Source organism: Sorangium sp. So ce321 (assembly GCF_051530195.1).
Taxonomy (GTDB): domain Bacteria; phylum Myxococcota_A; class Polyangia; order Polyangiales; family Polyangiaceae; genus Sorangium.
Genome location: NZ_CP150329.1, coordinates 6,279,234 through 6,293,583, shown reverse-complemented (window position 1 = coordinate 6,293,583; position 14,350 = coordinate 6,279,234). Strand labels below are relative to the sequence as shown.

General features: G+C 74.2%; 9 protein-coding genes. 5 read left to right on the top strand and 4 right to left on the bottom strand.

Annotation, left to right across the window (positions count from 1 at the left end):
* Nucleotides 1-329 precede the first annotated feature (329 nt).
* Nucleotides 330-1,727: a hypothetical protein gene (locus WME89_RS23115; RefSeq protein WP_438011280.1), complete on the bottom strand. Its 1,398-nt coding sequence runs from the start codon at nucleotides 1,725-1,727 to the stop codon at nucleotides 330-332.
* A gap of 157 nt (nucleotides 1,728-1,884) precedes the next feature.
* Nucleotides 1,885-3,885 (bottom strand): potassium transporter Kup, encoded by a 2,001-nt coding sequence (locus WME89_RS23110; RefSeq protein ID WP_438011279.1) that lies wholly within the window; start codon nucleotides 3,883-3,885, stop codon nucleotides 1,885-1,887.
* A 123-nt stretch (nucleotides 3,886-4,008) separates the two neighbouring features.
* On the opposite strand from WME89_RS23110, the gene WME89_RS23105 reads away from it, so the two are divergent.
* Nucleotides 4,009-4,824 carry a hypothetical protein gene (locus WME89_RS23105; protein WP_438011278.1) on the top strand — a complete coding sequence of 272 codons (816 nt, stop codon included), beginning with the start codon at nucleotides 4,009-4,011 and terminating at the stop codon, nucleotides 4,822-4,824.
* 210 nt (nucleotides 4,825-5,034) lie between these two features.
* Complete coding sequence (locus tag WME89_RS23100; RefSeq protein WP_438011277.1) at nucleotides 5,035-5,880, top strand: SPOR domain-containing protein; 846 nt, start codon at nucleotides 5,035-5,037, stop codon at nucleotides 5,878-5,880.
* Nucleotides 5,881-5,909: 29 nt separating this feature from the next.
* Here the strand turns inward: WME89_RS23100 and nikR are convergent, their stop codons facing one another.
* Nucleotides 5,910-6,353, bottom strand: a complete 444-nt coding sequence (gene nikR, locus WME89_RS23095; RefSeq protein WP_437664198.1) for a nickel-responsive transcriptional regulator NikR — start codon at nucleotides 6,351-6,353, stop codon at nucleotides 5,910-5,912.
* Between the two features lie 174 nt (nucleotides 6,354-6,527).
* The gene (locus WME89_RS23090) at nucleotides 6,528-7,646 is read right to left on the bottom strand and encodes a hypothetical protein (protein WP_438011276.1); all 1,119 of its coding nucleotides are present in this window, start codon (nucleotides 7,644-7,646) and stop codon (nucleotides 6,528-6,530) included.
* A 366-nt stretch (nucleotides 7,647-8,012) separates the two neighbouring features.
* Here WME89_RS23090 and WME89_RS23085 point away from each other — a divergent pair, with 366 nt between their 5' ends.
* The 3 genes from WME89_RS23085 (at nucleotide 8,013) to WME89_RS23075 (ending at nucleotide 14,341) form a co-directional block, all read left to right on the top strand.
* On the top strand, nucleotides 8,013-9,260 hold the full coding sequence (locus tag WME89_RS23085) for an SPFH domain-containing protein (RefSeq protein ID WP_438011275.1): 1,248 nt from the start codon (nucleotides 8,013-8,015) through the stop codon (nucleotides 9,258-9,260).
* A gap of 142 nt (nucleotides 9,261-9,402) precedes the next feature.
* Nucleotides 9,403-11,193: a serine/threonine-protein kinase gene (locus WME89_RS23080; RefSeq protein ID WP_438011274.1), complete on the top strand. Its 1,791-nt coding sequence runs from the start codon at nucleotides 9,403-9,405 to the stop codon at nucleotides 11,191-11,193.
* Between the two features lie 181 nt (nucleotides 11,194-11,374).
* The gene (locus WME89_RS23075) at nucleotides 11,375-14,341 is read left to right on the top strand and encodes a response regulator (RefSeq protein ID WP_438011273.1); all 2,967 of its coding nucleotides are present in this window, start codon (nucleotides 11,375-11,377) and stop codon (nucleotides 14,339-14,341) included.
* Nucleotides 14,342-14,350: the final 9 nt, after the last annotated feature.

Here is a 14,350-nt window from a genome sequence, read left to right as displayed (position 1 = left end):
CGTTGAACCACATGGACTCGCGGGGTGGTTCCACGGCCGGGAGGTGGTGCCTTAGCGCTTTGAACCTCTCGGCATCGTGGCGGCCGGATCCATCGTTCGCGGCCGCGGCCATCGATCGAGCGATCTCGAGCTGTTCGTGATCCACGGCGCGCCGTACAAGCAGCGGTTGCAGCGCTGGTTCGGGGACGTCCCCGCGGAGATTTTCGTGAATCCTCCCGCTGCCGTCCGTGACTACTGGGCCGCCGAGCAGCCGCTGCGCCGTCTGTTCGGCTGCGAGCGGCGGCCCGAGGCCGCGGCTCGGCCGGCACCCGAGGCCGCCTGTGGAGCGCTCACTCCGGGAAGAACGTCTCGATCGCGAGCGCCGGCGTCCCGTCCGGGTGGACCCCGCCGAGCAGCGCGAGCGTCCCGTTTGGCGCGGGCACGGCGGTCGCGCCGCGCCGCGGCTCGCGCAGCGGCAGCTCCTCGGCCTGGCCGACGGCGATGTCGACCACGAAGCTCCTCGTCAGCCCGCCCTCGCCGGCCTCGGAGCCCACGGCGACGATGCGCCCGCCGGCCAGCGCGAACGCGGCGACATCCACGATCGCCGCGGGCAGCGCGGCGCCCTCGACCTCCGCGGTGGCGCAGCTCGCCGCGCACCCCGGCGCCAGCCGCCGGGTCGGCGCCGCAGCGCCGCCCTGGACCCCGCCGACGAGCGCGATCTCCCCGGGCCCGATCACCGCGGCGCCCGCGCCGTGAGAGGCGTCCGGCGGGAAGGGCCGCGGCAGGAACGCTGTCGCGCCGTCGCCGAGCACCTCCAGCCCGGCGCCGTCCGCGCTCCCGCCGGCGATCACGAGGCCCAGCCCCTCCAGCCACACGGCCGCGGCGCCGGCCCGCGCGTGGCGGAGCCTCGCCACCGAGAGCGTCAGGTCCGGGCCGATGACGAGCACGGCGTCCGAGGGCTGGCCCGGCGCCCCCGCGGGCTCGCCCCCGCGCGTCGCGCCGACGACGAACGAGCGCCCGTCCGTGGCCTCGACCGTCCTGCCGCCCGCCACCTCCGCGAACGAGCCGAGCCCCGCTGGCAGCGGCGCCTCGGCGCTCTGACCCGCAGCGAGATCGGTCCACGTCGCGCCGTCGTCGTCGAGCGCGAGCAGCAGGTTTTCCCGGACGACGAGCGACCGTGCCGCCCGCGGGAGCGCGCCGCTCGAGGCGCTCCCGACCCACGCCGCGAGGTCGTACGCGTCGAGCCGCGCCGGCTCGACGCCCCCGGCGACGCCCGCCGCGGCGCCGCCGGTGAGGATCATGTAGCGCTCCGCGAGCGTGCCGCCGGGCGCGCCGACGCGCGAGGCCGCGAGCTCGCCGGGCGGACGCGCCCACTGGCCGGTCCGCTGGGCAAAGAGCTGCAGCGCGTCGCCCGCCAGCGAGGCGAGGTAGATGCCGGCAGCGGAGCGCCCTCGCACCACGGTCGCCCCGCCAGCGTCCAGGCCGCTCACCTCGAACGTGTACGCCTTCTCTGCCGGGATCTCGCCGAAGTCGAGCGCCCCGCCCGGCACCCCCGTCGCGGACACGGCGACGTCGCCCTCGATCGCCGTCGCGGTCACCTCGATCCGGGCGACGGGCGGGTCTTCCTGGAAGGCGCTCGCCTCGTGCCCGGGCACGACCTCGATCGTGATGGTCGGCGGGTCGGAGGCGCAGCCGAGGAGCAGCAGGCCGAGCGCAGCGAGCGCGCGCCCCGGGGGCTTGTTCTTCATGAGGGCGCAGTCATAGCGCCTCGGGAGCGCGAACGCCCAGCGGCGGCCGCGCCGCCGGCGGCGCGGCGAGCCGGCCGCAGGTCGGTCGGCTCCACGCGGGGCGCGCCCGGAGCTCGCTCGGAGCGCGCCTGGAGCTCGAGGAGCGGCGGAGAGGCAGCTACAGGTCGACCTGCACGCCGAGCTCCACCACCCGCTCCGGCGGCAGGTTGAAATAGCTCGGCGCCGAGCCCGCGTTCCGCGCCATGAGCGCGAAGATCGTCTCGGTGACCTTGCCCATCCGCCCCTCGTCGGTGGCGAGGATCGTCTCGCGGCCGAGGTAATAGGTCACGTCCGCGAAATCGATGGGCAGCTCGTGCTTCGCCGCCGCCCGCCGCAGGAGGGCTGGCACGTCGGTCGACTGCATGAACCCCGAGCGGATGAGGAGCTGGTGAACCCCCTTGTCGAGGCTCGCCAGCTGGAGGCGATCCCTGTCCGGGACCCGCGGGACGTGCTCCGTGACCACGGTCAGGAGCACCACGGTCTCGTGAAGCACCTTGTTGTGCTTGAGGTGGTGCGCGAGCACGTTCGGCGTCTTGCCCGCGCGCGAGCTCAGGAACACGGCCGTGCCAGGGACGCGCGCGCGGCAAGACGCCTCGAGCCCGCGGACGAACGCCTCGACCGACGGGACCGCCCGCGCGAAGCGCTCGGCGAGGAACCCCCGGCCTCGCTTCCAGATCACCATCAGCGTGAACAGGACCGCCGCGATGACGATCGGCACGTATCCGCCGTCGAGGAACTTGACCAGGTTGGCCCCGAAGAACGGCAGATCGAACGCCAGGAACAGCAGCAGCAGCGGCAGCGCCTTTGCGAGCGGGACACCCCACGTGCTCCGCATCACCACGAAGTAGATGACCGACGTGATCCCCATCGTGCCGGTCACCGCGATGCCGTAGGCGGCGGCGAGCCGGCTCGAGTGCTGGAAGACCAGCACGAGCGCGAGGCAGCCGGCCGCGAGGGCCCAGTTCGTCACGGGGATGTAGATCTGCCCCTCGGCGTGGCTCGATGTGTGGAGCACCCGCGTCCGCGGCAGGTACCCGAGCTGGATCGCCTGGTGCGTGAGCGAGTACGCGCCGGAGATCAGCGCCTGCGACGCGATCACGGTGGCCATGGCGGAGAGCGCGACGAGCGCGTAGGTGAGGGGGCCCTTCGGCACCATCGCGAAGAACGGGCTCTCGGCGGCCTCGGGCGTCTGGAGCAGGAGCGCGCCCTGGCCGAAGTAGTTGAGCGCGAGCGCCGGCAGCGCGAGCCCGTACCAGGCGAGCCGGATCGGGCGGCGCCCGAAGTGCCCCATGTCCGCGTAAAGCGCCTCGCCCCCGGTGATGACGAGGACGACGGACCCGAGGATCGCGACCCCGTGGAGGCCGTGGTCGGCGAAGAAGCGCGCCGCGTGCACGGGGCTCAGCGCGGCGAGCACCGCCGGGTTCCTGGCGATGAAGGCGACGCCGAGCACGGCGAGCGCGGTGAACCAGAGGACCATGATCGGGCCGAACACCTTGCCGACGCGCGCCGTCCCCCAGCGCTGCACGCTGAAGAGCCCCACGAGGATCGCGCAGGTGAGGGGCACGACGGCCGGCCGCAGCGCGGTCGTCGCCACGGCGAGCCCCTCCATGGCGCTCAGCACCGAGATCGCGGGCGTGATGACCCCGTCGCCGTACAGGAGCGCGGCGCCGAGCAGCACGAGCCCGGCGATCCAGCCGACGCCCTTCGTCCCCCTGTTGCGCAGCCGCTCCGGCACCAGCGCGAGCAGCGCGAGGATGCCGCCCTCGCCGTCGTTGTCGGCGCGCGTGATGAAGGTGACGTACTTGACCGTGACAACCAGGATGAGCGACCAGAAGATCAGCGAGAGCAGCCCGAGGACGTTCCCGGGCGTGGGCGCCACGCCGTGCTCCCCGCCGACGCATTCCTTGAGCGCGTAGAGCGGGCTCGTGCCGATGTCGCCGAAGACGACCCCGAGCGCGGCCAGCGCGAGCGAGGCGGCGCTGCCGCGGTGGCCGTGCGCCTGCGCCGCGTCCTGCCCAGGTGCGCCGCCTGGCGCCGTTCCGCCGCCTTCGTGCGCCGCCTGTCGCTCGGTCGCGGAAGGAGCGCCGGGCACGCCGGGAAGGCGTCGTGGGTCGTTCATGGGGCGCAGTCATAGCGCCTCATCGCCGCGAAAGCAGCGGCGCACGCGCGCCCGGCCCCGCGGCGAGCTATCCTGCGATGGCGGGCGATCCTCCGCAGGGCGCGACAGCCTGCTGGGACCCACATGAAGAACACGACCGTGCCGACCGGCGATCAAGCGAGGGCCCCCGACGGAACCGACGCCGACGGCAAGGAGGCCGAGCGCGTCGGCGCCGCGCCCGACGGGCGCCCCAGGGCGTCGCTCGTCGCGACGATGGCCGCGGTGCTCGCGGCCGCCTTCGCCGTGGCGCTCGCGGCCGAGTGGTGCGGCGTCGGGGCTCCTGCAGCGGACGCCGCGCGCCGGTGGACCTTCGTCGACGAGGTGAAGAGCCCCGAGACCCTCGGCTTCCGGACGCACGACGCGCGGGGCGGAGCGTGGGTCCTCGACGAGCACGCCGCGGCGACCGGCGCGCGCGCCCTCGTGAACCTCGCCGGCGCGCCCGGCGAGCCCCCGGCCATCGCGGTGCTCGACAGGCCCTCTGCGCGGGACCTGGAGGTCGATACGCGGTGCATGGTCTCCCCGGATCTGCCGGAGCAGGCCTGCGGCGTCGTGTTCCGGTACGTCGACGCGAAGAACTACTACCTCTCGCGCGTCGATGCGGTCGCGGGCGACGTCTCGCTGAGCGTGGTGGTCCGCGGGAGGGAGCAGCTGCTCGTCAGGGCGCGGGCGACGGTGCGCCCGTCGGTGTGGCAGGACCTCCGCGTCCGGGCCGTCGCCGATCGCTTCGTCGTCGAGTGGAACGGCCGGCGCGTCATCGACGTCCCCGATGTCACGCTCGGCGCCGCCGGCGGCGTCGGTCTGTGGGCCCGCGCGAGCTGCGTCGCCTACTTCGACGAGCTCGAGGTGCGGCCGCTCGCGGCGCGGCTGCACCCGGACGATCTGCTGCCCTCCCTGCTGTGATCGGCCTGAGGGCGGCGGCTCTCGGGCGGCAGCCGAGAACTTTCACCGCGCGCTCGCCGCGTGCGAGGCTGCCCGGCCCGAGCCGAAGCGCGGGCTCGCCGTCGAGCGCTCCACCGAGCGCCCGGGCCCCCTCCGGCGAATGTAGGATAAAGTAAGACACGAAAGTTGTCGTGTCCCGGCCGGGCAGGGTAGACGGGTCGTGGAGGCATCATGAGGCGCAGCAAAGGCGAGAGCATGGACACCGGGGCGGTGCGCAACCTGGAGGAGATCCAGGAAGAGGATCCCGGGGCTCGCCCATCGCGCGCGGGCGCGCTGGTGCTTGCCTCGCTTGGCGGGGCCTGCATCGTCTTCGCGGCCGTGGCGCTCCTGCGCGCCCCGCAGCGCGAGCGGCCGATCAGCGCCGATCCGCTCGGCGATCTCGTCGCGCGCGCCCACCCGGCCGGCGTGAAGCCGGCGCCGCGCCCCGCCACGATCGGGGAAGAGGTGACCTTTCCCGCGGTCCTGTCGGACGCGGAGCACCCGACGACAGCGCTCGAAGCCGTGCGCGATTCGCGGGCGGCCAGGGCGGCCGCCTCCGGCCAGCCCGGTGAGCCCGGCCAGCCGCCGGTCGTGGACGCCGGCCCGCCGTTCGCCGCGGACCGGCTCCCCATCGTCCCGCTGCCGGCGCAGCACGTCCTCGGGCCCGCGGCGGGCGAGGTCGCCCCGAACGACACGCTCACGGCGATGGCCCGCCACGTGTCGCGCGAGGAGGGGCCGGAGACCGAGCGGGGCGGGCCGGGCGGCTACCAGCTGCAGGTGAGCTCGTTCAAGGAGCCCGCCGACGCCGAGGGCTTCGCGGCGGCCCTGCGACGCCGTGGGCACAAGGCGTACGTCGAGCCGGCGTACGTCAAGGGGCGCGGCCTCTGGCACCGCGTCCGCATCGGCCCCTTCAAGTACAAGCGCTCGGCCGTCATCTACCGGCAGGAGTTCGAGGCCAAGGAGCGCCTCGTGACGTTCATCGTCGATCCGCCCAAGACGACGGTCAAAGTGGCTGAAAGCCCCGGCGACGACGCGTAGACCGAGAAGCTCGGGAGAGGCTCGCCGCGTCAGCCCCGCGGCCGGCGCGCCCCCTCGGGGGCCGCCTCCGAGAGCGCCGCCGCCGGCGTGAGCGCGCAGGACAGCACCCCCTTGGCCCCGGCGAGCTGCCCTGCGAGCTCGGTCAGCGCCGCGCCGCGGCCCTTCAGCGCCATGACCTGCAGCAGCCGGTCCTCGTCGAGGCGGACCAGCAGGCTGGAGATCACCGACCGCGCGTGCTGCTCCTCCAGCGCGGAGATCCGCTGCACGAGCTCCCGCACCTCGGGCGCGTAGACGACGGTCAGCGTGGCCGCCACCTCGGCCCCCTCGTCCCACGCGGCGCGCGTCAGGTCAGCGCGGACCAGATCCCGCAGCGCCTCCGAGCGGTTCTCGTATCCCTGCGCGGTGATGCGCCGATCGAACTCGGCCAGCAGCGCTCGATCCATCGCCACGCCGAAGCGGACCAGGTCGCTCATCGTGGGGCGCAGGCTAGCGGGGCAGGGGTGCAGGCGGGAAGGGGATCGCCGCCCGGAAGCTAGCGGGGCAGGGGTGCAGGCGGGAAGGGGATCGCCGCCCTGGAGCGAGCCGCACCGCGATCCGGGAGCGGGCCGCGCCGGGCGGCCGCGGCAGCGAGCGGCTCGTCGGCCTGCTCAGCTCTTGCGCCGCTCGAGGTGCCGCCGCGCGGCGTCCTTCACCGGCGAGGTGACGTTCTTGCTCTTCGCGATGCCCCGGAGGTCCGACTCGCGCAGGTGCTGGACCAGGCGCGTCGCCACGAGCACCGGCGTCCTCGGGTTCTCCACGAGGTGCCTCTTCACCGTGTAGCTCTTCAGCCACTCCGGCGTCGTCGAGATGATCCGCAGCACCTCGTCCGAGATGTTCCGGTTGCGGCTGATGAGGACGACCTCCTCCTCCTGCATCTGCGGGCTGCGCACGGCGGCGCTGGCCACGAGGCGGTTCGAGTCGCGCACGAGCAGCATCCGCTCCTCGCGCGTGCCGAGCATCGCCCGCCGGATCCGCTGCGACATGGTCATGTCGGCGAGCCGCTTGTACAGCGGGACGTACTGCTCCTTGAGCTCCTCCTTGCCCTCCTCGTCCTCGACGTGGGTGTCCACGGCCTCGTCGGCCGCGAGCGCCTCCGCGAGCGCCTGCGTCTCGGCGAACAGCACGTCGTCCGGCGTGGGCTCCGGCGATGGCTCGGCGATGAGCTCGCCCTTGATCGCGAGGCTGACCTCGCGCCACGCCGGGATGCCCGAGAGCTCGACCTCGTTGCGGGACGCGAGGTCCACGAGGCGGTCGGCCGTCGACATCCGCGTGTGCTTGTTGAGGTAGAGCTTCTCGATGACGCGCGGGTTCCTGAGCAGCCGCTCCTCGTTGACGGCGATGATCTCGGTCACCGCCTCGTTGCCGGTCCGCGCGAGCTCCTCGAGCGTCTCCGCGGCCATGGTCGGCATCGCGCAGAGCCGCTCGACCACCGGGAGGCGATCCGCGTAGAGGCGGGCCAGCCGATCGACGACCTCGGGCTGCAGGTCACCCCCGAGCGCGCCCTGGAGGAGCGGTTCGGGGAGCGCGGAGAGCGTCTTCGCCGCGGCCTCGCGGGCTGGCTCGTCCTCGCGCGACGCGAGCAGCACGAGCAGCGTCACCACCTCGCCCGGCTTGAGCCCGGGGGCGATGCCGCGGGCGGCCATCTCCCGCATCTTCTGCGGCGCTCCCGGCTGCGCCATCCTCTGCGCGGGCGCCGAGAGGGCGCCGACGTCGATCGGCGCGATCATCGGCCGCTCCTCCTCGGCCCGGCCGCGCGCCGGGAGGACGAGCGCGTCGTCGGCCGAGCGGCGGAGCTCGAAAGCGAACGCGAAGGACGTGACGGGCGTAACGAGCGTAACGAGCGTAAAGAGCGCAACGAGCGTGGCGGAGGTGGCGCGAGCGAGGCGACGGGCATGCGATCCTCCCCGGCGGGGGCATTGCTGCCCCGCGATCTGCGGATTATCCTGAGGTCGCTGTGTGCCTGAAAGGCGCGGCGATCGTCAACGGATAACCGACAGCGCAGGTGGAGCGCGCCATGTGCCGAGATGAGCCCGAGGTCCGGGGGCGCGGCGCTGGTACGTTCGTCAAATCCAGCACCGGCAGAGGAGCGCGACATGGGGATTTTCGATTTCGTGAAGAGCGGCGTCCGCGAGATGATGATCGCGCGCCCGGACGCAGCGAAGCATCTCATCGTCTACAAGCACCCGGACCAGAACGTCCCCTTCTGGTCGCAGCTGACCGTCGACAGCGATGAGTGTGCCCTCTTCTTCAAGGACGGCAGGTACGTCGGTTACCTGCCGACGGGGCGCCACACCCTGCAGACGCAGAACATCCCGTTCCTGAACAACCTGGTCAACAAGTTCACGGGCGGGGACGTCTTCATCGCCGAGATCTTCTTCGTCAAGACGCAGCCGGTCCGCGGCGTGCCCTTCGGCGGGCCGCTGGAGTCGATGGAGGACCCCATCCTCTACGAGTTCGTGACGCCGCGCATCTTCGGCGAGTTCTCGCTGGTCGTGGTCGACCCGGTGCGGTTCGTCGTCGGCTACCACGGGCAGTGCGGCGGCAGCGGCGACAACGACGTCGTCCTGAGCTGGATCAAGGGCAAGTTCTTCATGAGCGTGAAGACCGTGATCGGCCAGGTCTGCGCGCAGCAGCAGAAGAGCCTGCTCAACCTCGGCGGCATGAGCATGGAGCTCGGCGCCCGCATCGTACAATCGGCGCCGAACCTCGAGGAGATCGGCTGCAAGATCCTCGAGATAGGCAACTTCAACATCAACTTCTCGGCCGAGGACCAGAAGCTCCTCCGCGAGGCGAACAAGGCGCGCGGCGAGGCGCGCCGGGGCATCGGCGTCGCGCAGGACAGCGCCCGCGCGAAGCAGTTCGAGCTCGACCAGCGGTTCCAGCAGGACGCGCGGTACGTGCAGCAGCTGGCGGGCAACTGGCAGAACTACGCCGCCGGCCAGGCGATGATCGGGGCCGGCGAGGGCATGGCGCAGGGCGGCGACGGCAGCGGCGTCGCGGGGCTCGGGGCCCAGGTGGCGATCGGCGCCGGCCTGGCGCAGGCGATGAACCCCGCGATGGCGGCGCAGGGCCAGCCCCACTTCGTGCCGCCGCACCTGCAGCAGCCTGGCGCGCCGCAGCAGGGCTACCCGGGCGCGCCGCAGCAGGGCTACCCGGGCGCGCCGCAGCAGGGCTACCCGGGCGCGCCGCAGCAGGGCTACCCGGGCGCGCCGCAGGCCGCTCCCGCCGCAGGGCCTTCGATCGAGCAGCGCCTGGAGCGCCTCGCGGATCTCAAGAACAAGGGCCTCATCACGGACGAGGAGTTCCAGGCCCGCAAGGCGAAGATTCTGGAGGAGATCTGAGCCCTTCTGGGCACGTTGCCCGCCGCGCCCAGCGACGGGTCGCGGGGGGGCGCGCTCACCGCGGTCGCCATCTGTTGCCATCTGATCCGAAACACTGCGCGCGCTTTCGGCTAGACTCGCCGGGGTGCCAGTAACGCTCCGCATGGCCGGGGATGCTCAGCCCGAGATGACCGCCGGCGAGTCCGATGCTGCCGAGCTGTTCCATCGGGAGGAGATCCCTCGGCCGCACGGGGACAAGGTGAGCTCGCCGCCGCCGGCGCGCAGCGATGCGCCCCCGCGCGGCGACGCGCGCCCGCGCAGCGACGCGCCGGGCCTTCACGGCGACACGCTCCCGGTGGTCCCGGTGCACCCGAGCCGCGGCGACGCGCTCCCCGTCATGCCGGTGCTGCCGACGCGCGGCGACGCGCTCCCGGTGGTGCCGGCGCTGCCGACGCGCGGTGACCTGCTCCAGGCGCGCCGGGGGAAGGTGAAGCAGGTCCCGCGCGCGCGGCGCTGCCCGACCTGCAAGCTGACCTTCTCCGGGGACTCCAGGTTCTGCCCGTTCGACGGCGATCCGCTGGCCGACGCGCCCGACTGGAACCCGGCCGCCGATCCGCTGCTCGGGCGCACGATCGACGGCCGCTACGAGGTGCAGGCGGTCGTGGGCGAAGGGGGGATGGGGACCGTCTACGAGGTGCGCCACAAATCCCTCGGCCGCCTCTTCGCCCTGAAGGTGCTCCGGCGCGACATCGCGCAGGACGCCGAGCTGGTCGCCCGCTTCATCCAGGAGGCCAAGGCGGCGGCGGCGATCGGCCACCCCAACATCGTCGCGGTGAGCGACTTCGGCGCGATCGAGGTCGAGCCGGCGCAGCCGGAGCTGCCCTTCTTCGTCATGGAGTTCCTCACGGGGGCCTCCCTCGCGGCGCTGCTCCGCACCGAGAGGACGCTGCCGGCCGACCGGGTCGGGCAGATCATGCTGCAGTGCGCCGCGGCGCTCGGGGCCGCGCACGCCGCCGGCGTCATCCACCGCGACCTCAAGCCCGACAACGTGTACCTGGTCCGCAACGGCGACCAGGAGTTCGTCAAGCTGCTCGACTTCGGCGTCGCGAAGGTCGCCGGCGGCAAACGGCTCACCCGCATCGGCATGGTGTTCGGGACGCCGCACTACATGAGCCCGGAGCAGGCGGAGGGGAAGCGCATCGACGCCCGGGCGGACATCTACGCGCTCGGCGTCCTCATGTACGAGTGCTTCGCGGGGCGCGTCCCGTTCGAGGCGGACACCTACATGGGCGTGCTGACCAAGCACATGTACATGTCGCCCGAGCCGCTCGAGCAGGTGATGCCCGACGCGTCCGCGCTCGGCGCGTTCGGTCCGATCGTCATGCGCTGCCTCGCGAAGAACCCCGAGGAGCGCTTCGCGTCGATGGCCGACCTCGCCGCGGCCATCGAGCTCGCGCTCGAGGCGCCGACCCGCGCGGCCGCCGCCATGCTCCAGGACGACCACGCGCGCCGCGATCCGCTGAAGCTGCGCGAGCGCGACGAGATGCTCGGCCCGGTCCAGGTGCCCCAAGAGCCGGCCGAGCCGCTCTCGATGGGCACGCGCGTGGCGATCGCGCTCGCGGCGATCCTCGTGCCCATCGCGATCGCCCTCGGGTTCCGGGCCCTGCGCGCCTCGGCGCGCGAGGCGGCGCCCGAGGCGGCGGCCCCGGGCGCCCTCCATGCGACGACGGCGCCCGACGACAGGGCGCACCACGAGCCGCCGCCGGCGACGGCGACCGCGAGCGCGTCGGCCGCGCCGCTCGCGCAGGAGCCGACTCGCCCGCCGGGGACGGCCAACGTGAGCCCGGCGAGGCCGCCGGTCCCGGCGGCTCGACCGTCGGCGACCGCCGCGCCCAGCGCGCCCAGCATGAGGCCGCAGTCCACCGGCGATATCGTCGATCCCTGGAAGCGCTGATCGCGCCCGCGGCCCACGACGAAACCTGGCCTTCCCAGGCGTCCTGTGCGCACGATGGGCGCCGTCGAGCACCGGGCCCGTGGCGGCGGGACAGGCGGTCGACGGCAGCGGCGACGCGCAGGGCGGAGCGCTTGACAGCGTCCGCTCGGGCTCGCCATCCTTCGCGAGGCGGAAACCTCTAGTGGCCAAGCAACAGCTCCTCCTGGTCGACGCGGATCCACGCAGCGTTCGGGTCCTCGAGGTCAGCCTGAAGAAGGCCGGTTACAGCGTGACCACCGCGAAGGACGGAGCGGACGCCCTCGCGAAGCTCGAGGTCTCCACGCCGGACCTCGTCCTCAGCGACACCCGCCTGCCCAACGTGGACGGCTACGCGCTCGTCCGCAAGATGAAGGAGCACGCGGACTGGGCCGCCATCCCGGTCGTCTTCCTCACGAGCCAGCGGTCGATCGAGGACAAGATCCGCGGGCTGGAGCTCGGCGTCGAGGACTACCTGACGAAGCCGATCTTCGTGCGCGAGCTCATCGCGCGGGTGACGCTGCTCCTCGCGCGGCGGACGCGCGAGGGGATCACGACGCGTCACTTCTCGACCACCGGACGCACCCGGTTCTCGGGATCGATCCTCGACATGAACGTCGTCGATCTCCTGCAGACGTTCGAGGTGAGCCGGAAGAGCGGGATCGTCCACCTGTCGCACGGGGACAACGAGGTGCAGGTCTACTTCCGCGAGGGCAAGGTGGTCGACGCGACGCTCGGCCGGCTCTGCGGCGAGGAGGCCGTCTACCGCGCGCTCCTGTGGAACGAGGGGACGTTCGAGGTCGAGTTCTGCAAGGTCGACAACCCCGACGTGATCGAGACGTCGACGCAGGGCCTCCTGATGGAGGGAATGCGCCGGGTCGACGAGTGGGGCCGGCTCCTCGAGGCGCTGCCGTCGCTCTCCACCGTGTTCGAGGTCGACAGCGAGGAGCTGCTCGAGCGGCTGAACGAGATCCCCGACGAGCTGAACGGGATCCTGCGCCTCTTCGACGGCAAGCGGACGCTGATGCAGGTGGTCGACGCGTCCCCGTTCGAGGATCTCTCGACGCTCTCCACCATCTCGAAGCTCTATTTCGAGGGGCTGCTGGTCCCCGCCGCCGCGCTCCCGCCGGACGACGTGGTGCCGAGCGAGCCGGAGGCGGCGTTCCATGACGAGTTCTCGCCGCTCTCGTCGCCGTCGGGCGCGCGGCGCTCCCACTACCCCGACGGGGGACCGGGGAACGCCGGCGCCGACGACCTCGAGGACGCCGCCGTGGTGCCAGCGCCGCTCTCGACCCGGCTGTCGCCCGCGATGCTCCCGCGCTCCCGGTCCGGGCAGGAGCTGCTCGCGCAGGCGGTGGACCCCGCCGTGGAGTCCTCCGGGCGCCCCGTGACGGCCCGCAGCGCGGTCCACGGGGCGGGCGGACAGACGGCTGGCGCGAGCGCCGCGGCGCGGCCGGGCGGTGCGGCGGGGAGCCGGTCGCCGTCGGAGCCACCGTGGAGCGCGGCGCTGGGGCGGCCGGGTGGGGCGGGGAGCCGGTCGCCGTCGGAGCCACCGTGGAGCGCGGCGCTGGGGCGGCCGGGTGGGGCGGGGAGCCGGTCGCCGTCGGATCCGCCGCGGAGCGCGGCGCCGGGGCGGTTGGGTGGGGCGGGGAGCCGGTCGCCGTCGGATCCGCCGCGGAGCGCGGCGTCGGCGGTGCCGGGGCGGCCGGGCGGTGCGGGGAGCCGGTCGCCGTCGGATCCGCCGCGGAGCGCTGCGGCCGCCGCCGTCGCCGCCGCGGCTGTCCGGATCGCGCGCGCCGAGGCGCAAGTGGACCGGGATCAAACGCTCGCCAGCAGCGATGAGGCCCCGCTCACGCGGCCGCTGGTCACGCCCCGCAGCTTCGCGCAGAAGCAGGGCGCCGCGAGGACCGAGAGTCCCCCGGCCTCGAGCGCTCCAGTCAGCGTTCCCATCGAGAAGCGCTTTCGATCCTGGCCTCCCGAGGCAGCCTCGGCGCCGCTGTCGCGCCCGCCGCCGCCGTCGCGCCCGCCGCCGCTGCTCGAGGCGCCCGCGCCAGAGCCGGCCGCCGACGAGGGCGAGCGCGCCGCGGCCGCTGCGTCGACGACCCCCACGCTGCGTCCCCGCCCGCCGAGCGACGCGCCGCCGGCCATCTCCATCCCGCGCGACGCGCCGCGAGTCCAGGCGCCGCAGCCCGGCGAGGCGGCGGTCGCGGAGGCGCGCTTGCTCGAGCTCGCCGCGGCGGTGCCGGACGACGCGCCGGCTGACGTGGCCCCGGCGGCGAGCCTCCCGGCGGCGCCGGACGACGCGCCCCCGAGCGACGCCGCGCCGCTCAGCGAGAGCGAGCGCTTCTTCCTCCGCGCAGAGGAGCACGCGGCGGCGAGGCTCGGGGCGCACGGGCTCCCGTCGGCCGCCGAGGATGCCGACACCACCGCCGGCGCGCTCGAGGCCACGCTCTGGAGACCCGGCCAGGAGGCGCGCCGGGCCCGCCTCGCCCGGATCGGCGCCGGCCTGGTCACGGCGGTCGCGATCGGGGCCGCCGGCGTGTGGCTGTTCAGCCAGACGCGGCGCCCCGCGCCCTCCGCTCCGGTCGAGGCGCCACTGGAAGGCGCGTGGCAGAGCGCGCCCCCGTCGCCTCCCGCCGCGCCGGAGGGCGAGCCGACCGGCGCTGCCGCGCCAGGGCTCTCCACGGCGAGCCCCGCCGCCGCGCCGGCCGGGACGAGCCCCGCCGCGCCGGCCGGGACGAGCTCCGCCGGCGCGGCCGGGACGAGCCCCGCCGCGCCGGCCCCCGCGGCGCAGCCGAGCGCGCCGTCGACGGCGGCGCCTGCTGGCCCTCCGCCCCGATCGGCGCCGCCGGCGCCCGCTTCCGCCGCGCCCGCTGCGCCGGACGAGGAGGGCGGGTCCCTCTCGTCGCGCGTGATGCGCGCGCTCGAGGCGGGGCAGGCCGGCAAGGCGGTCCAGCTCGCGCAGCAGCTCACGGCCGCCTCCCCGGGGAGCGCCAGCGCGTGGCACCTCCGCGGCGCCGCGGAGCAATCCGCCGGGCGCGGCGGGCAGGCCTCGTTCCGCAAGTGCGCCGAGCTCTCCTCGCCCGACTCTCCGCTCGGCGCCGAGTGCCGCGCGCTCGCCGGCATGCCGTGATCGCGCGCG

What these genes read in the sequence shown, in the direction of transcription:
- WME89_RS23115 (WP_438011280.1), bottom strand. Translation starts at nt 1,727, where the DNA reads ATGAAGAACAAGCCCCCGGGGCGCGCGCTCGCTGCGCTCGGCCTGCTG.
- WME89_RS23110 (WP_438011279.1), bottom strand. Translation starts at nt 3,885, where the DNA reads ATGAACGACCCACGACGCCTTCCCGGCGTGCCCGGCGCTCCTTCCGCG.
- WME89_RS23105 (WP_438011278.1), top strand. Translation starts at nt 4,009, where the DNA reads ATGAAGAACACGACCGTGCCGACCGGCGATCAAGCGAGGGCCCCCGAC.
- WME89_RS23100 (WP_438011277.1), top strand. Translation starts at nt 5,035, where the DNA reads ATGAGGCGCAGCAAAGGCGAGAGCATGGACACCGGGGCGGTGCGCAAC.
- nikR (WP_437664198.1), bottom strand. Translation starts at nt 6,353, where the DNA reads ATGAGCGACCTGGTCCGCTTCGGCGTGGCGATGGATCGAGCGCTGCTG.
- WME89_RS23090 (WP_438011276.1), bottom strand. Translation starts at nt 7,646, where the DNA reads ATGATCGCGCCGATCGACGTCGGCGCCCTCTCGGCGCCCGCGCAGAGG.
- WME89_RS23085 (WP_438011275.1), top strand. Translation starts at nt 8,013, where the DNA reads ATGGGGATTTTCGATTTCGTGAAGAGCGGCGTCCGCGAGATGATGATC.
- WME89_RS23080 (WP_438011274.1), top strand. Translation starts at nt 9,403, where the DNA reads ATGGCCGGGGATGCTCAGCCCGAGATGACCGCCGGCGAGTCCGATGCT.